22 protein-coding genes are annotated in these 16,744 nt (G+C 65.3%); 10 read left to right on the top strand and 12 right to left on the bottom strand.

What is annotated here, in order from left to right; genetic code table 11:
• Positions 1-21 precede the first annotated feature (21 nt).
• Together BRW65_RS23030 and BRW65_RS23020 are read left to right on the top strand one after the other, a co-directional pair.
• Positions 22-267 carry a hypothetical protein gene (locus tag BRW65_RS23030; RefSeq protein WP_036456669.1) on the top strand — a complete coding sequence of 82 codons (246 nt, stop codon included), beginning with the start codon at positions 22-24 and terminating at the stop codon, positions 265-267.
• A gap of 289 nt (positions 268-556) precedes the next feature.
• The gene (locus BRW65_RS23020) at positions 557-913 is read left to right on the top strand and encodes a hypothetical protein (protein WP_065499228.1); all 357 of its coding nucleotides are present in this window, start codon (positions 557-559) and stop codon (positions 911-913) included.
• 268 nt (positions 914-1,181) lie between these two features.
• On the opposite strand, the gene BRW65_RS23015 is transcribed toward BRW65_RS23020, so the two are convergent.
• From BRW65_RS23015 to BRW65_RS22980, 8 genes are all read right to left on the bottom strand, one after another.
• Positions 1,182-1,595: a type II toxin-antitoxin system VapC family toxin gene (locus tag BRW65_RS23015; RefSeq protein WP_065498951.1), complete on the bottom strand. Its 414-nt coding sequence runs from the start codon at positions 1,593-1,595 to the stop codon at positions 1,182-1,184.
• Positions 1,592-1,822, bottom strand: a complete 231-nt coding sequence (locus BRW65_RS23010) for a FitA-like ribbon-helix-helix domain-containing protein (protein WP_065502704.1) — start codon at positions 1,820-1,822, stop codon at positions 1,592-1,594. The genes BRW65_RS23015 and BRW65_RS23010 overlap by 4 nt, the downstream gene beginning before the upstream one ends.
• A 498-nt stretch (positions 1,823-2,320) precedes the next feature.
• Positions 2,321-3,298, bottom strand: a complete 978-nt coding sequence (ligD, locus tag BRW65_RS23005; RefSeq protein WP_244168174.1) for a non-homologous end-joining DNA ligase — start codon at positions 3,296-3,298, stop codon at positions 2,321-2,323.
• Between the two features lie 75 nt (positions 3,299-3,373).
• Complete coding sequence (locus tag BRW65_RS23000; protein ID WP_065498959.1) at positions 3,374-3,622, bottom strand: hypothetical protein; 249 nt, start codon at positions 3,620-3,622, stop codon at positions 3,374-3,376.
• A complete protein-coding gene (locus BRW65_RS22995) occupies positions 3,619-4,539 on the bottom strand; it encodes a discoidin domain-containing protein (protein ID WP_065498960.1) in 921 nt (306 codons plus the stop codon). Before BRW65_RS22995 ends, BRW65_RS23000 begins: the two co-directional genes overlap by 4 nt.
• Positions 4,540-4,542: 3 nt before the next feature.
• Positions 4,543-4,905 carry a hypothetical protein gene (locus BRW65_RS22990; protein ID WP_242657522.1) on the bottom strand — a complete coding sequence of 121 codons (363 nt, stop codon included), beginning with the start codon at positions 4,903-4,905 and terminating at the stop codon, positions 4,543-4,545.
• An 8-nt stretch (positions 4,906-4,913) separates the two neighbouring features.
• Positions 4,914-5,315: a PIN domain-containing protein gene (locus BRW65_RS22985; RefSeq protein WP_065498963.1), complete on the bottom strand. Its 402-nt coding sequence runs from the start codon at positions 5,313-5,315 to the stop codon at positions 4,914-4,916.
• The gene (locus BRW65_RS22980; RefSeq protein WP_207546058.1) at positions 5,312-5,554 is read right to left on the bottom strand and encodes a type II toxin-antitoxin system Phd/YefM family antitoxin; all 243 of its coding nucleotides are present in this window, start codon (positions 5,552-5,554) and stop codon (positions 5,312-5,314) included. Before BRW65_RS22980 ends, BRW65_RS22985 begins: the two co-directional genes overlap by 4 nt.
• 100 nt (positions 5,555-5,654) lie before the next feature.
• On the opposite strand from BRW65_RS22980, the gene vapB reads away from it, so the two are divergent.
• Both vapB and BRW65_RS22970 read left to right on the top strand, forming a co-directional pair.
• Positions 5,655-5,876, top strand: a complete 222-nt coding sequence (gene vapB, locus BRW65_RS22975; protein ID WP_065498968.1) for a type II toxin-antitoxin system VapB family antitoxin — start codon at positions 5,655-5,657, stop codon at positions 5,874-5,876.
• Positions 5,873-6,304 carry a PIN domain nuclease gene (locus BRW65_RS22970; protein WP_108724102.1) on the top strand — a complete coding sequence of 144 codons (432 nt, stop codon included), beginning with the start codon at positions 5,873-5,875 and terminating at the stop codon, positions 6,302-6,304. Before vapB ends, BRW65_RS22970 begins: the two co-directional genes overlap by 4 nt.
• Positions 6,305-6,701: 397 nt before the next feature.
• On the opposite strand, the gene BRW65_RS22965 is transcribed toward BRW65_RS22970, so the two are convergent.
• The 4 genes from BRW65_RS22965 to BRW65_RS22950 all read right to left on the bottom strand — a co-directional run bounded on the left by BRW65_RS22965 (position 6,702) and on the right by BRW65_RS22950 (position 10,011).
• The gene (locus BRW65_RS22965) at positions 6,702-7,010 is read right to left on the bottom strand and encodes a hypothetical protein (RefSeq protein WP_065498970.1); all 309 of its coding nucleotides are present in this window, start codon (positions 7,008-7,010) and stop codon (positions 6,702-6,704) included.
• A 540-nt stretch (positions 7,011-7,550) separates the two neighbouring features.
• Positions 7,551-7,880, bottom strand: a complete 330-nt coding sequence (locus BRW65_RS22960) for a hypothetical protein (RefSeq protein ID WP_065498971.1) — start codon at positions 7,878-7,880, stop codon at positions 7,551-7,553.
• A gap of 50 nt (positions 7,881-7,930) precedes the next feature.
• Positions 7,931-9,298, bottom strand: coding sequence for a cutinase family protein (locus BRW65_RS22955; protein WP_065498973.1), 1,368 nt, complete (start codon positions 9,296-9,298; stop codon positions 7,931-7,933).
• On the bottom strand, positions 9,295-10,011 hold the full coding sequence (locus tag BRW65_RS22950; RefSeq protein ID WP_065498978.1) for a hypothetical protein: 717 nt from the start codon (positions 10,009-10,011) through the stop codon (positions 9,295-9,297). The genes BRW65_RS22955 and BRW65_RS22950 overlap by 4 nt, the downstream gene beginning before the upstream one ends.
• A 569-nt stretch (positions 10,012-10,580) precedes the next feature.
• On the opposite strand from BRW65_RS22950, the gene BRW65_RS22945 reads away from it, so the two are divergent.
• The 6 genes from BRW65_RS22945 to BRW65_RS22920 all read left to right on the top strand — a co-directional run.
• Positions 10,581-10,781, top strand: a complete 201-nt coding sequence (locus BRW65_RS22945) for a hypothetical protein (protein WP_051701214.1) — start codon at positions 10,581-10,583, stop codon at positions 10,779-10,781.
• On the top strand, positions 10,775-11,797 hold the full coding sequence (locus BRW65_RS22940) for a hypothetical protein (RefSeq protein WP_065498983.1): 1,023 nt from the start codon (positions 10,775-10,777) through the stop codon (positions 11,795-11,797). The genes BRW65_RS22945 and BRW65_RS22940 overlap by 7 nt, the downstream gene beginning before the upstream one ends.
• 3 nt (positions 11,798-11,800) lie before the next feature.
• Positions 11,801-12,118 (top strand): hypothetical protein, encoded by a 318-nt coding sequence (locus tag BRW65_RS22935; RefSeq protein WP_065498986.1) that lies wholly within the window; start codon positions 11,801-11,803, stop codon positions 12,116-12,118.
• A 15-nt stretch (positions 12,119-12,133) separates the two neighbouring features.
• The gene (locus BRW65_RS22930) at positions 12,134-12,634 is read left to right on the top strand and encodes a hypothetical protein (RefSeq protein ID WP_065498988.1); all 501 of its coding nucleotides are present in this window, start codon (positions 12,134-12,136) and stop codon (positions 12,632-12,634) included.
• 36 nt (positions 12,635-12,670) lie between these two features.
• Positions 12,671-15,169: an ATP-binding protein gene (locus BRW65_RS22925; RefSeq protein WP_065498991.1), complete on the top strand. Its 2,499-nt coding sequence runs from the start codon at positions 12,671-12,673 to the stop codon at positions 15,167-15,169.
• Between the two features lie 14 nt (positions 15,170-15,183).
• The coding region (locus tag BRW65_RS22920) for a hypothetical protein (RefSeq protein ID WP_244168173.1) at positions 15,184-16,744 on the top strand (1,561 nt) is incomplete at its 3' end.

Below are 16,744 nucleotides of genomic sequence, written 5' to 3'. Positions count from 1 at the left end.
TTGTGTTGTAAAGTCGTGCGTGTGATCCAGCTGCTGTCCCTGCGTGGCTTCGCCAACCGCCGCGGCCTCGCACACGGGACCGTGCGCCGCTACCACGTCGAAGGCCGACTACCGCAGCCCGACGGAGAACTGACCGACGGCGCCGACATCCGCCACCCAGGCTGGCTCCCAGAAACCGTCGACAACTGGCAGCGGCCAGGGCAAGGCGCTCGCACCGACCTTCAGTCGGTCAAAGGTTGCGGCGACGCAGCCAACGCGCCCCGATGAAAATCACCACCGCGACCACCGTGAGGACGATGAGTCCTGGCGCTAGGTGGAAGAGTGCTCCGGCCGCGTCACTGCCAGTGCGCCAAGCGAATCCGTGTACCAGCGTGTTGGGAAATCCGTGACCGGTGTGGTGTGACGCGCTCGCGAGATGAGTCATGTGTCTTCCGCCTTTGTCTGTTGCGTTGGTGGGACTGTAAGTCCGCGGAGCGACAGCAGCGGATAAACCGGTGGCTGTACTTACGATCGGCTGGCTGCATCACATGTCAGCGGTGGACCGCATAATCCAGTAATGCGGGAGTTGGATGGAGGGCGGCTGAGCAACGTGGTTGAGGCATATCTTGAACAGCTTCGGCAGGCTGAGCTGGTCGCCGAAGCAGAGGACGCGGCGCACGGGAAGCGCCACTTGTCCGTCGTTACAGGAGATTTGGAGACCAGTGACGACGTCGCGCGGGTCGAGCAGCTCACCGCTACGGCATGGGCCGGCCGAGACGGCGCACACATGACAGCCTCCCGTGGCGGCAGCGACTATGTGACGCTGGTGATCGAAGGCCCCTGTGCCGCGCAGTTCGTCGACGAGCTAGCGGCCCTGGCTGAAGAGCTCAATCCTGGATTCTGGCGCATCTCCCGCTCGTCGAGCCCATTCTGACGCCCGGCACGCTCGGTGGCGGCGCCGACATTGACCTCCAGCGGCAGCCCCTTGGTGCGGCAACAACTGAACTTCGACGGCGCCGATTTCCCCCACCCGGAGGCCTCCCGAGTATTTCGTCACGTGACGGCCCTGGTTGTCGTCGGACGGGTGGTTGTCCGTTGTCCCCGAATCTGGGGCATTCTCATTGAAACTGGCTCAGATTTGCAGTCACCCGAGGTGACCCTGAGGCCCCACACTGACCTCGCTTCGATTGCGAAGTTCGGCGTCACCGGTCCCACGGATCCAGGCATCGCACGCCGAGAGGCTGGAAGTGCCGGATATTGCGGGTCACAACCACCTTGTCGGCGGATTCTGCGACCGCGGCGATGACGGCGTCGGCGTACGGGGCATGTTCGGGTACCCGATAGGTGGCCAAAATGCGAGCGGCTGGCAGGTCGAAGGACAGCACTCGGCCGTCGAAGGCGGACAGTAGGCGGTCCTCGAACCATCTGCGCAGCACCTCGCCTTGAGTGGGGTTCGTCCGTTCCTTGGCGATGACGCCGCGCTCGATCTCAGCGATGGTGTTCGCTGCGACGAACAGCTCGGCTGGTGGGACCGACACCGCCCACGCGCGTACCTCAGGGTTGCGATCGGGTTTCCGCAGGGCCGACACCACGTTGGTGTCGAGGAGGTAAGTCACAGCTCCGGGGTGCGGGCGGTCAGGGGGAGACGCTCCGGCTCGAAGTCGAAGTCGCTGTCGGGGCTGTCGTCGGCAAGCAGGTCGACGATCGTGACCTCTTCTCCTGACACCCCTGAGGTAAGGATCGCGCGGGCTTCGGCCTCGACGGAGTGGTGGTGCCGTTTGGCACGCGCCTGCAACGCGGCCTTGGTGCCCGCAGGTAGGTTGCGGATCAGGATTTGCTCCATAGTCACCTCCGATATCACGCTGATGATATCAGAACTGGCGCAATCCAACGCATCCGCGATGGCCCACCAGTGGGCTGGCCGCTGCGTTGAGGTTAGTAAAACGACCCTGGCAGCGTGGGGCCTCAGGTTCACCTCGGGTGACTGCAATCTGCCCCAGTTTCAACGAGAATGCCCCAGATTCGGTGAGAACGGACAGAGGTGGCCATTCCCGGAGCCGGGTCACTGACCGCGGTGTGGCGGCTGGTCGCTGTAGACGGTCGAGAAGATGACAAGCGCATCGACTCCCCTACCCCTGGCCGAAATGTCGCCTCGGAGGTGTCACCGCTTGGTCAATTCCTCGAGGTTGCGATCGGCCCATGCCTCGCTGAACGCCCTCGCATCCGGAATGTGCTTGCATCCACCGGTTGTGGGCTCGCCAGGTGATAGCGACAGCTGCTGTCGCTGCGTGTGTGAGAATGTGGTCCGCCGGCCGGGATTCGGCGAGCTGTCGCTCAAGAATCACCCTGGGACACGAATGTTTGCAGGATCGGTGTCTCGTAATCCTTTGAAGCTGGTGTGGCGAAGCCAGCGGCCGGGGACATACTCGCGGTAGGCGACTTCGCATACCAGTTGGGGCTCGACCCAGCACACCCCGTTGGCCTCCACGGGATTGGCGGCGGGCGTGGTGGCGCGTGTGATTGGTTGGAGCATGGCGTAGAGGTGGCTGCGGGTGGTGCTGCTGAATCCGGTTCCGACTTGTCCGACGATGATGAGGTCGCCGGCGTCGGTGTGGCCGGCCAGCAGCATCGAGCCGATACTGGTGCGTCCGTCTGGGCCGGCGGCGGGACAGTAGCCCACGATGATCAGCTCGCAGGTTGGGCGGACGAGCGACTTGATCCACTGGGTGGTGCGGCCGGGCCGGTAGGGCGCGTCGAGGCGCTTGGTGACAATTCCCTCCATCTGGTGGTGGGCCGCGACCTCGAGCATGTCTGCCGGGGTCACCGCGGTCAGGGCGGCCGGAATGGTCAGTGTGGGCGACGTGTCGACGATCATGAGTGCGTCGAGCAGTTCGCGACGTTGGTTATAGGCGTGGGATGTGATGTCGCGGTTGTCGAGTGCTAGCAGGTCGAACGCCAGCAGGCGGACGGGCACTTCGCGCAGCAGCTGGGGGTGTGGTCGGCGCTGCTGTGGCCAGCGGCGCTGCAGTCGAGTGAAGGATGGTCGGCCGGTCGGATCGACGGCGACGATCTCCCCGTCGAGGACGGCCTGGCGATCGCCGATCGCGGTGGCGACGCTGGCGAGCTCGGGGAAGGTCCGCGACACGTCGGCGCCATTGCGGGTGAAGACCGTGACGTCGCCGTCCTGGATGCGGACGGTTGCTCTCTGGCCGTCGAATTTCCACTCAACGGCCCAGCCGTCCGCGCCTCGCGGCGGGGCTCCAAGGGTCGCCAGCATCGGCGCCCATGCTGGGTCTCGCACAGGCGTCTTGGTGGCCACTGGATCGACGCTACGCGCCCTGCACAGAGCCGTGGGCTGTTCTACCGCGTGATGCAGGCTGCATCACGCGACGACTCAGTGCGCGTGGACTGTGAACTCTAGGGCGACTTCGTCGGTAACGGTGCCGCTCACAGTGCTGCCGGGCTTGAGGTCGTCGAGATCGAGCTCGGCTGTGGCTCGGCGGATGATGCCGTCGGGAACGCCGAAGGTGGTGTGCAAGATATGGAAGACGGCCCGCGCGGCGGATTCGCCGTCGTGGTCGCCGCCGGTGGTGCTTTTCCACACCACTTCGCCGTCGCGGCGGATCTGCACGTCATATTTCACGTCGGATGGCTGCCTTCGGTGCCGATGAATTGAATCTCGCTGATAGCTACGGTGGTCACCTCATCGGGAGTGCCGGAGGCGGTTGGGCTTGGGGCTGTGGCTGCTTGAGGTGGATCAGAAGTCGCTTTGACGCGGATGAGTAGTTTGCTCACAGTGGCGGGCGGATTGAAGGTGATGAAGCGCCAATCCCTAGCTCCCGCGGTGTCGATGATGACGGGGTCGCGTTTGAGGTCCTTGGGAAACCACACCTCGAGTTGAGTGACGATGCGGTGCTTGGACCATTGATCGGAGCCGTCGGGAGCGGTGGCGTCGAAGCCGCCGATGACCCGCAGTTGCGTCAGGGTGACTTGGCGGCCGAAATCGACTTGAAGGGCCTGCCCGTCCTGGTTCTTGACCCGGGTGCACACCCATGCGGTGTTGAAGTCGCCGTCGAAGGCCCGGTTGGCGTCGGAGTAGTTGGCATCGCGCGGGCACAAGTCGCTGGCGGTAACCCCCTTGAGAATGGTGTCTTGCCGTAGCGGCGCCTGCGGCGGTGGTGGCGGGGCGGTTGCGGTCGGGGTGGCGATGTGTGGTTGCGGGTTGATGTCAGAGGTGAGGTAGTTGACGGCGGCCAGGGCCACCAGCAGGATCACGACGGCGGCCGCGGTGATGAATGCGGTGTGCATTCTGCGATCTGGTGGCACCCGCTTGTTGAACGCGCGCCCGCCGGCGCGCGCCGCGCGCCCTGACGCGTGGAGGGTGCGGGCGAGCAGGCCTGGCTTGTCCGACGGTTGACTGTCGCTGGGAGCGTCGTCGGTTGGCGGAGGCAGGCCGCGACGGGCCGGCCGGGTGGTCGTGCGCGGTGCCAGCGAGGCCAAGATGAGGCGCCCGTTTTCCCAGCCGTGGTCGGTGTGGAGGTCTTGGTCTGTGCTGCTCATGGGCTACAGGGTGTCGACGTCGATGGTGTTGTAAATGGCGTCATGGGCGAGCTGCTGGCTGCTGCGCTCAGGTAGTGCCGGCAGGCTGTAGTCAGGGCGCAGCGCTGTCGCCGGTGTCGCCATGGGCGGGCCGCCGTAGTAGTGGTGATGGTGGTTGATCTGAGTCAGGTGGGGCCCGGGGCCGGCGGGAATGCGGCGAGGGTGGCGCCGACGGCGAGTACGGCGGAACAGGCCAGCGGCCACACGGGCTGCTGGCCAGGTGAACCAGAGGGTCCCGCACAGAAGAAGGCTGTAACCGAGCGCGGCGTCTTCAGGGGCGCCGAAGAAGTGGACGGCGGCGCCGGTGAGCAGCACCGCGGCGATCAAGGCGCGTATCACGGTGAACCTCCGGGCGAAGTGGTGTGGATGTGGTGGGCCGCGGCGTCGCGGGTCAGCTCCGGGCTGTAGGTGATCAAGGTGTGGAGTTGGGGGCCGGCGGACAGGGCGGCAGCGATGTGCAGCGCGTCGGTGGTGCGGCCCGGGGCAGGGGCAAGCTCGATCGCGGCGTCGAGAAGCCGGTCGGTGACCGCGACCACGTCCAGGCCGGCAAGAACGTGGTCGGCGTGCTCGGCCGCGTCGGGGTGAAGAGTGGCCACGGTGCGCATGACGTCGGCGCGGCTAAGGGCGCACGTGAACCAGATGGTGTCGGTGCGGGAGCGCAGGTAGTCGGTAAGGGCCGGGGACTCAGGCGTCGTGGAGATGAGTTTCATGATGGCGGTGGGATCCAGGTAGATCACGGCGGCGGGGGTTGGGGCCGGTATGGGCGGTGCGGGAGGTCAAGGATTTCGGCCGGGGTGAGGCGGGCGGGCGTGACTTCCTTGCTGGCGATGAGTGCCGACCAGGTGTCGTTGGTGGCCGGAATCAATTGCGCGACTGGGTGCCCGTGGTGGGTGATCTCAATGGTGTGGCCGTCGGCCACTGCACGCAGAAGCACACTCGCATTCTGGCGCAGTTCGCGGACACCAACCCGTTTCATGTAGCACATAGTAACTCAATGTGCTACTCAAGGTACACAATTGCGGCGATTATCTCGCTTTCAGCGGAGAGCGGCAGATATCGTGCGATATCATCGAACGATGAGCGACGTGCTGATCCGCGACATTCCAGATGACGTTCTCGCTGGGCTCGATACCCGAGCTGCCGAGTTGGGCTTATCGCGCGTTGAATACATTCGCCGTCGCCTTGCCCAGGACGCTCGCGCGCCGCGAATAGCGGTCACCCCCGATGACCTACATCGGATGGCACGGGCCGTCGCGGGCCTCGCCGACGACGACCTGATGCGCCAGGCATGGCAATGACAGAACCGACGTGGCTGATCGACAAATCAGCCCTGGCGCGCCTCGCCCATAGCCTCGAGCCAGAGACTTGGAGCAACCGAATCGAGCGCGGCCTGGTCCATATCAGCAATCTGACGCGCCTGGAAGTCGGGTATTCGGCTCAATCCGGAGACGTCGCTCGGCGCGAGTTCCGTGAACCTCCTTTGGCCGCAATGCCCGTCGAGTACCTGACACCAAAAATTGAAGACCGCGCACTGGAAGTGCAGCTACTGTTGGCCGATCGCGGACAACACCGCGGGCCGTCGATCCCCGATCTCATCATCGCTGCCACCGCCGAGCTATCGGGATTGACCATCCTGCATGTCGACAAGGACTTCGACACCATCACCGCGATAACCGGACAGCCCGCAACTCGTCTCGCCTACACCAGCCCAAGCGGTCCGGAATAAGGCAATTGTCGGGGATCGGAGAAACGTGTGAACCACAATGCGAAACTGCGGTGGCCGATCGTGGCCATCGTCTTGGCGGCGCTCGGTCTATGGATCACGTGGGATCACCCGCATCTCATCGATAAGGCGATGGGCTTCGTCGTCCTTAGCCTCGGTGCAGCGGGAACCGTTTGGGGGCTCGTCGAGAAATGGCCTCTCTGAAACAGACCCTCATGCCCAGCCATTGAGCAGCAGCCAGCACCGCGGGAGGCGCCGTGGACCATCTACGGAACGAGTCGGTCGCGAACCGCTAGTCGAAGGAGAACCCGTCTGCGAGCTTTCGGCGCGGGGTCTCTTCTGACTCCTGTGCCGCATCATCTTTGGCGGTTTGTTCGCGCGCAGCGAGCGCTCGCTGACGCTATCGCTCCCCGTCGCCGGCGATCTTCTCCACGAGATTTCGCAGGATCAGGTGGTGCTCGATCACGTACTCGATGGTCGTGTTCAAGACGATCAGATGTTGCAGATCGTCGTCGACGACGACCGTGCCGATCTCGGTCGGAAACTTGGCGCCAGGGCCTGCGGCATCCTCCTCGCCGGCGGACAGTTTCCGGGATAATGCAACTCGCACCGGGTACCGCTGCGCGCCGCCGTGTCCGGGCAGCGGATCGGGCCGGCCGACCAATCTCAGCTCTTCGGTCGGCGGGCTCAAATCCGGGTCGTCTGCCATTGCGGCCTCCTTCGGGCGTGGCCCCCTCAGAGAACCTTGCCGGCGGCCACCGCACGGCGCGGGCACACGCTTGGCTGGCGGTCCAGACCCTCGTTCTGCCGGCCCCCGGGGGCCCACGGCCGGTGTGAGGTCCTTGTCGCGGCACCGGTCGTGGGCGGTTTGGCGCGCTGCGGCGCACATTGGCGCGGGCGGGAGCGCGCGGGTGATCGAAGGGCGTTTAGGGGCGGTGAATGCGTTGGGATCAACCGCGCTGCATGCATGTCTGCGGCGCCGTCGCGGGGTGGTGGCGCGGGCATTGGGAGGCGCGTCCGCACAACCTTGGCCGAGGCGCGGGCGCGGCTTGGGGGGAGGATGTTAATGACCGATGTGGGGCCTTTGCCGCTCGTGATTGGTGCGTTGTGGCGCGCTGTGGAGCGGCGGCCAGGACGGCTCGGCCGAGACGTTTCTGGCGGGGGTGCGTCTGCTCGTGGATCGTCGGCGGCGGGGGCTCGCCGGTGGGTGTTTTGAGGTGGTCTGGCCTGGCCGGCAGCGCTGGGTCAGTTACCGTCGGTCGCGTGCTCGTTCAGTGTCGAGTGCGGCACGTAACGCGGCGATGTCAGGGTGGCGAACATAGACATCCCAGTCCTTGTCGAGATCGCTGAGGTCGTGGCCGGCGGCCAGGTCGAGGCCGAGCTCGGCCAGGCGCGCGGAGAGCTGGCTGGGTTCGCGGCACACCGTATAGGTGGGCCAGTGTTCGGTCTTGCCCGCGGCCGCGGAATCGGTGGCGGTGCCGGGGGTTTCCGACCAGCCGGTGAGGGTGATTGCGCCGGTCGGTTCGCGCAGCAGCCAAAGCCCGTAATCCATGTGGGTGGTCTCCTGGTAGACGGTCATTACGAGCCCTGGGCAGGGGTGTCTGAGGTCATGGGTGACTGGGGTGCCTTTCAGACGATTCTGTTCAGTTGGTTGACGAAATAGCGTTGGACGAGCTGCGTGCCGGTGTGGCCGGCGGGATCGAGGCGGGCGGTGCCGTAGTCGTTGTGGTAGTCGCCCTTGATGAACTCGGCGAAGTGTTTGAGCGCGGTGGCGACGGTAGCGGCGCTGAACTGGGCGAAGGTGGGTCCGAAGATGCCGGTGGCCTGGGTTCCGATGCCGCCGGTGGCCACGCTGATGGCGTTGATGACTGCGGTGACCAGATCGCCGAAGCCGGGTCCGGGGTGGGCGAGGCCGGCCCCGACAGGGCCGAAGGCGCTGACGTTGATGGTGTTGGTCTGCTCCTGCATTTTCGACAGTGCGTTGGCGACGTTGGCGGCTTTGGTTGCGATGGCAGTGATGAGCGCGGGCAGCGCTGTCCAGGCGCGTGCCTGGATGAGATTGATGATTTGGCCGGCGGCGTTGAACAGCTCGGATGCGGTGGCCGCGACCTGTGGTCCGGCGAGCCAGAACAGCTGCTGGGCGAGTGCGACGCCGAAAGCGACGCCGCGGTGGACGAGGTCGGGGATGAGATTGGGGTCTTTGACGAGCTGCAGGATTTGGTTGACGGCGGCGGTGGCGGGGGCGATGAGGCCGGCCATGAACATGGTGGCGAGCTTTTGAGCAGAGCCAGCCGGATCCGAGGCGTCCAGGTGAGATCCGAGGTGGCCGATAAACCGCATGACAAGGTCGGCTTGGGGCAGATTGCAGAAGTAGTCCAGCGGGGCGCAGATCGACAGGATGCCGTTGCGCTGCGTGAGCGCGCCGAAGCCGCCGGCGCGTACACCGGCGAAGCCCACGCCGGGCTGGTTGAGCCCGATGGTGGGCTGGCCGACCGGGGACTGTGAGGGGTCAGCGACGAGGGCGACGCCGAGGAGCCGGCTGGCGGGGATGGCGCCCCTGTTGTGGCCGATTGCGGCCGCGATGTCACCGGCAGCGTCCGCGCCTTGGCTGTAGCCGGTGAGGAGGAAATTGGTGTGTGGGCAACGGTTGGCGACCGCTCTCATGCGCGCGTCTGCGCTGTCGATGCCGGCTTGTTTGGAGGCCAGGTACCCGCCGCCGTCGGTGCCGCCGAAGATGGTGGCCGGGTAGGGCGTGTAGAAGGTGTCGACGGCGAGGTGAACGATCCGTTTGATCGGTTCGAGGATGTCGCCGAGGATGCCGACGGGTCTGGTGGGGTCGGCCTGCGGGGTGGTCTGCGTGGTGCCCGGGATCGCGATCGCTTCGACAGCTGGGCACGTGGCCGGTGCGGCATGGGCAGGCGCAGCGGTGGACAGCAGCAGGGTGGCGGTGAGGGGTAGCGACACCGCCAGTGAGGTGCAGCGGTGGCGGATGGTCATGCTGCTGCCGCGCTCTGGAAGTGGCTGCTGATTTTGCGGATGGCGCGTTGGGCGCGACGTTCGATGGCGCCGACATTTGCGCCGAGGCTGCGTGCTGCGCTTCTGGGGCTGTAGATGTCGGTGTTGAGGTAGAGCGCTTTGAGGGTCTCGTATTCCAGTGCGGTGATGATGCGGTGGTCGCGGGCCTGGGAGAGCAGGTGCGCGGTGTGGTCGTCTTCGGCGCCGTTGTCGGTGCGGTCGAGGATCGCGGAATGGGGGTCGACGCGCACCGCCACGGTGGGGGTGCCGGCGCGTGGCCGGGTGGCCATGACTTTGCGCAGGGTCGCGTTGTAGAGGTAGCGCGACGTCAAGATCTGTGGTTCTGCAGCGGTGCGGATGAGGGTGAAAAAGATGGTCAGGGTGTCGTTGTCGCGGGCGTCGCGGTCGGTGGACAAATAGCCGTCGGGGTCGGCGAGTTCAGCGATGCGACGCAGGGCGTGGCGCATCAGGACGGCTGCCATGAGCAGGGCGTGGCGGTCGCCGCTGCGGGCGTAGCCGGCGAGGGTGGGCAGCACGGTTGATGCGGTGGGCAGGTGCGCGCAGATGGCGTTGGGGGTGTGCGGGGCACGCGGGTGCAGGGATTGGATGAGGGTCACCGCGGGCGTGAGGTCGCCGCGGCGGGGCTGGGTGAGCAGGCGGTGGGCCTGGTCGGCGAGTTGGTCCCAGATGGTCATTGGATTCCTTGGCGTCGCGGGGAGGTGACGCGCTTATGGAATCCGTGGACGTTGTTGTGGGGGTTTGCGAAGCGGTGTTCAACGAGGTTGACAGCTCGCCTTTATAGGGGTGATGCACATCACATTCTGGGGTGGTGACGTGGCGTTTCGCGGTTGTCAGCTCGGTTGTCGAGGAATGGGTGTGCGCCGCTGTCGGGAGTTGCTGGGCACGTCATGTCCGGGGGCTGGCGGTCGTACCGCGCGGCGGCACCTCGGCATAGCGATGTGTGGAGGCCGTCGAGAGGGGTGCGGCGGAGATTCGGCCAGGCCGTCGTCAGCGCATATGCGGTGATGCGCTCGGCGCATACGTTGACGAGCTAATGCAGGAGGGGGAAGCGCTCGTCCATGGCTTCCGCCTCGCGGCTACAGCCGAGCCGAGCGTAATCCCCCTGTCAAGCATCAAGCGAACATCGCGATGACATACGCGCGTATGCGTTACCAATTCGTTATGTATGCGGTTGTCGCCAAATCGGTGTTTTGCCCCGCATTAGAGGGTGTCCGAGCATCTACCCCTCTTGGAGGCCTTACCCATGCCGCAGCCGATTCGCCGCACCCACGCTGCGGTCCGCTCCTACTGCGACCAGCTGCGCGAGCTCATGGACCAGCTGCGGGCCGACCCCCTCAACGAGTCCAAGTCCGTGGCCCTCGTCGCGCACATCATCAACAACCGCAGCACGGCACTGCAGCTGCTTGACGTGCTGGAAAACCAGGCGATGGGGTCCGTATGTTGACCCGCCCCATCGCCGGTGCGCTGGACTCGATCTTTCTGCGTGTCAGTGGCGGGGACGCCATCCGCGCCGACGAGCTTCGCGCGCGAGCGAGTGCGTCGTTTCTGGCGTTCATCATGGTCAGTTACATCCCGCTTCTAGCCGGGGTTGTGCTGCTCGTCTTGAACCGCCCCCAGCTGCCCGACGAAGCGGCCGAACAAGACCAGTTCACCGCGGTGAAGTCCTACGCCGCGCGCTACGTGGACGCGTATTTGAAAGACCCGTCGAACACGACGGCGATCAAGCAGTTCTACGACGGAGACATTCCCCCGTCGGCGCTGCCTGCCGGCGGGCGGGCGTTACGCGCAGCGTCGTGCCTTCCCGGTGTTTTCAACGGTGGTTTTCAAACCTATTCGGTCGTCGTTGACGCCGAGATTCCGAAAGCCGCCAACGCCGCCTCCATGGTGCCGGTCAAGCTCCAGGTCGATATCTCAGCCGACAGCCACAACTTGTACCGGGCGTTCACGCTTCCGCATGCGCGTCCGGATCGCCAACCGGGGCTGCCGGTGCAGCTGGCCACGCAAACGTTGGTGTCCGAAGACCGGCCGGTGTACAAGACCGTCGCCGGGTTCCTCGCCGCGATGCTGACCGGGCAGGGAGACCTGACGCCCTACATCTCGGCGGCCGCCAAGATCACCGCCGAACAACCACCGCGGTTTACCACGATGGCGATCGAGCGGGTGCAAACGAATTCCGAGGCTGCCACCGCCCAAGATGTGCCCGCCAAAGCTGACGGCATTGAGGTCACCGTGCGGGCTGTGATGCAGACCGCCAGCGGCGTGCTGATGCCGATGGATTTCCCCCTGGTGATGTCGGTGGCAGCAGGCCACTGGCAAGTCGACCGGATCAACGATGCGCCCAGCATCATCCCGCCCAACCAGGCAGGGCCATCCGGACCGTCGTTGACGCCGCCGACCACCACGACGACGCCCAGCAAGTCACCGCGCGTTTACGCGACCAACAGCCCCGGAGGGAGCTAAGAAATGATTCACAATTTCGCGTCTTTCATCGCTGACGGGTCTGCCTCAGCAGCGGCCGCCCATGTCCGAACAGTGGCAGCCCCGATCTGGGATATCGGCGCCAACATCAAGAACCAGGGCATCAGCTTCGCGGTGTTCCTGTTGATGGGCGGCACGGCGGTCTTGGCGGTGTTTGAGTACTTCGTCGTCAAGAACAAGACCGCTGCACTGAAAACCGTCGCGGTCGGTGTCATTCTCATCGGCATTATCGGGGCGCTGCCTTCGCTGGGTGTGGTGTCCAAAGACACCGTCCACGGCCTCACCAATAGCGGAACTCGCTGAGCCGGGACAGCGCCGATGTTTGTCGCCAAGTGGTACACGCGAGCGTCGCGGGTGCGCATCGTCATCGCCAAGTTCGACGGGCGCTGGAAGATCCCCGGCGGGCCCTTCCCGATCCCCGAGCTGATTGCGCTTGTCGGTGGGTTGATGATCACGCTGTTCGCGCTGCCCCGGTTCGATGAGCCGCTGTTGACCGGTGCGGTGGGAGTGATCGTCACCGTGGCCGCGGTCGGGGTGATGCGGCGCATGCCGTACTCCCCGGTCAAATTCAGCACTCGGGTGCACCGCATCTACCGGCTGTACACCAGCCCGGCCAGCAGCAGCCGCGGCGAACAGCGGCGCGTCGACGCGGTGTCTACCGTGCGCCCGACCATCACCATTCTCGACGAAATCGACGCGGCGACCAACTCGCATCGCGTCGAGGCGCGCCCGCTTGCGCCCGCCCAAACAGCCGCCGAGTCCGGGTGGGACGACCTGTTCGACCAGCCGCACAGCACCGCAGCAGAACTGTTCACCTGACCACCGCCCGAAACACCCTCCCAAAGGACGCTTCTGATGGCTCACCAGCTCGACCAGAACCTGCAACCCACCATGTCGGTGATGGGCAACCTGCGCCGCATGCGCGACGGCGCGATTTGGGCCGACTACCGGCTCACCGGACTGGCGTATGGATACACCAGCGACGAACGCAAATACGACACCTTGATCCACCACAAAAACCTGATCCGAGCACTCCCGAACAATGCGGTCATCGCAGGCGTCATCGCGGCGATGAACCCAGACGAAATCCTGGCGCGCGCGATCGCCGGAACAGACCTCAGCGCGCGTCCGATGTGGCGCGAAGAATGCGAGGGCAAGCACGAGTACTTTTCCTCCACGGTGCACGCCGCCGAGCGGATTTTCGTGCTGTCGTTTCCGGTGACCGATGCCGACGTCGTATCCGATCTCACCGGCTGGGGCGGCATGGCGCGCCGCTCGGCTGAACGCGACCGCGTCGAGATGGCAAAGGCGGCAGCGTTAGCGGCCGCGATCGTGGCGCGCCTTCCCTCGGTGTTTGCATTCGAGCCACTGACAGCAGCGCAGATGGTGTGGCTGTGGAACCATGCGTTGGCACGTGGGACGCGCCGCGAGGTGTTTCCGCCCTCGATTTCGTCGAATGTGTCCTCCCCCGCAGGAGCGTTCGCCGCGGCGGAATTCGACGAAGGTGAACGGCGCAACGACCGCAAGCGGTGGCGCCCGGACAGCTTTGCGCCGCTGGTGAAGATCACTCAGCCCGGGCGGATCGGCGCGGCCCCGTCGTGGCAGACGCTGCTGGCGATCGAATCGCTGCCCCTGGAGGGGCTGCAGTTTCCGGGCTCAGAGTTTTTCACCATCGCCGACCGCATCGATGGATTCGACGTCGACTGGGCAGCGCGGATCAGCAAGACCAGCCGCGAGCAGGCGATCTCGCGCAACACCAAGAACCTGCGCCGGCTCAACGAGCAAGTCGGTGAGCGCGACTCCGAGGTGTCCTTCGCCCAAGACATGCTGTCCCAGCAGGCGCTCGATCTCGGCGAATACAACGCGCTGTTGGAAACCAACGACGACGAGATCGAGGTGTCGATGTGCCCGATCTTCGCCATCGCCGGCAACTCGCGCGCCCAGTGTGAAGACGGGGCGCTCAAACTGGTGCAGGCCTTCGAACGCAACCGCATCAAGGTGGTCGCCCCGCTGGGCGGGCAACGCGAGCTGTGGTCGGCAATGAACCCCGGCGGTGCCAACCTACGTGTCGTTGCCGACTTTTCCCACGTCACCATCAGTGAGTACCAGGCCGCCAGCGTGCCGTTCGCGACCAACGCCGTCGGTGATGCGCAGGGGCCGATCATCGCGCTGAATTTGTCGGGCCGGCGCAATCAGCCGGTGCACCTGGAGTGGTGGCGCGAGCCGCTCAAAGACGCGTCCTCGGCGATCGCGATCGCGGGTGAGCTGGGTGCGGGCAAGACCTGGCTGATCATGTACATGCTGTTCCATCTGGTCGACATCGGCGGCCAATTCTTGGCGATCGACCGCACGGACTCCGGGGAGTACGCGCGCCCGGCAGCCACCCTGGGTAGCCACGCGATCATCGACCTGATGCGGCCGCAATGGTCGATGGATCCGCTGCGCACCTTCCAGGCCGAGATCGGCGTCGACTCCGCCGTCGAACTGCTCACGCCGCTGTTCGAGTGCGAAGCGAACTCCCCGATGGGAATGACACTGGGTGAGGTGCTGCGCCCGGAATGGGGTGTGCGCTCGATCCCAGACCTGCTCGCGGTGCTGCAGCGCGGGGCTGACATGGGCAAGTTGGCCGACGGCAAGCCGCTGCCCTCGGGATGGGATGAGCTGCACCGCCACCTGGCCTACTGGTCAGGCCGGCGGTATGCCGCAGCGCTGTTTGACCCGAATCTGCCCTCGCTGGATCTCAACACCGAAGGCATCGTGATCCGCACCAACAGGGTCGAGGTGCCCACCGGTGAGGAAGTGGCCGGCCGCGAGGCGCTGAGCCCGAGCAAGGTGTTCGGCCGCGCCATCTATGGGCTGTCGATGGAGTTGGGTCGCCAAGCGTTCCAGCTCAACAAAGCGCGACCGGCGGCGGTGGCCCTGGATGAGGCCTACCACGTGACGTCCACCTCCACCGGTTTGGCCCGTACCGCGCGGCTGGCGCGCGACGGCCGCAAGGACAACATCTCGTTGATTCTGGGCAGCCACGACCCGGTCAACGACTATCCCGCGGGCACCGCATTGGACCTGATACCGATGCGGATCGTCATGCGCCACCGTGACGAGACTTTGGCCAGGCGTTCACTGAAATGGCTCGGGATCGACCCGGACAAGAACCCGCACATCGTGCGTGACTTGACGACCAACACCTCACCGAAGGGCGCCGACGGCAAGGTGGTGCGCGGCCGCGAGGGCGAGGGCTACATGCGCGACGCCCGCGGCGCGATCGGTCGCATCAAGGTGCTCGGCCCCTCCTCGCAGCTGCGGCGCGAAGCGATGAGCACCACTCCCCCCGACCACAGCCAAGTCGCCTAACCAGGGAGGTTCATGTGAGGGACCATCGGCCCAACAACGGCGGCCTGGTGCTCGTCGACGCCGATCGTCTGGCGCGCTGGGCTCACTGGATTCGTGCCTGGACTCCCGCGGTCGTGCTGCGGTGGTGTGGGCGCCACCGCGTCGCGACCACGGCGGTGCTGATCGGATTCACACTGCTCGTCATCGGGGCCGCCCGAGCCGGCGCGGATCCCGGTACCGGCGCCGACACCGGCAGTGGGGACGTGCTGATTTCCTGGATGGGAATTAAAGACTCCGACAATGTGCCGGTCGCCAAATACACACTCACCCTCAATCAGGGCGGCTGGGACGATCCCACAGCCAAGATCTTTTCCTACGTCGATTCTGTCGTCTACGAGGTGTATCTGTGCGTCACAACGACCGCGTTGTGGCTGATCAAATTCGTGCTCGACTTTTCGTGGCTGAAATTGTTCACCGGGCCGTTTCAGACGATCGGTCACGGCGTGGATACGGCGATGGACCGGTTTGGGTTGGCCGCCACAGCCCTGGCGGTCCTGGCGATCATCGCGGTCTGTACGGTGCTGGCCGGGCGGACCGCCAAAGCCGTGTCCAACATCGCCATGGCGATGGTGATGATCGGTATTGCCGCAACGATTTTCGCGAACCCGCTGGCCGAACTCGTCGGCCCGGATGGGCTGTTGGCCAAAGGGCGTGACACCGGTTTGCAGATCGCTTCGTCGGTGTCTGACGGACACATGAGCGACCAAGGCGGCAAGGCCAACGTCGACGACATGGTGTCGCGTCTGGCCGATAGGTTTCTGCGTTCACCCACCCAGATGATCAATTTCGGGCAAGTCAGCGACTCAATTTCGCGTAAGTGCAAAGAGGCCTGGTCGAAAGGAATCAAAGACCAGCACGGAGACAAACTCAAAGACGACATTCAAGGGTGTGACTCCAAAAAAGGCGACCAAATGCACGACCGGTCTATGGGTAACCCCGCCGCCTTCCTGGTGCCGCTGTCCATCTGCGGTTTTCTGGCCGCCATGCTTGTCGCCTTCGCCTGCTACTTCGTGTGGCACGTGGTGCGCGCGGCGGTCCAAGCCATGCTGTATGCCGCGCTGGCACCGCCGGCATTCGCCATCGGCGTGATACCGGGCGGGCCGCAGATGTTCGCGTGGAAAACCCTGCTGGACTGCGCGATGGCGTTCGCGGCGATGGTCATCTACACCGCGGCCTTCGGCGGCTACAACGTGATCCTCGACCAGGTCTTCAAGGAATCGAACAACGCCATCCAGTCGATCTTTCTGACCACGCTGGTGCTGGCGTTCGGGTTCGCGTTCTTCGGGCCGCTGCGGCGCATGTTCGACCGCAGCCGCGACACGATGGCCGCCAAACTCGGCGGCGCAGCCAACGGCGGCGGGTCCGGTCGAGGCTGGCTCTCCAAGTCCGCTGATCTGGCTGCGCTGAAGGGCAACCTGACGCCCGGCGGCCGCGGCGGCTCGAGCAACAACCGCGAGCCCGGTCGCATCCAACCAGAATCGGACTCCTCCAGCGGTGCCGCCGGCAGCGGTGGGGGCGGTCCAGACGGCGGGGGCG

Source organism: Mycobacterium paraffinicum (assembly GCF_001907675.1).
Lineage (GTDB): Bacteria > Actinomycetota > Actinomycetes > Mycobacteriales > Mycobacteriaceae > Mycobacterium > Mycobacterium paraffinicum_A.
Note: the sequence above shows the minus strand (reverse complement) of the source record. Positions and strands in the feature narration are given on the sequence as shown.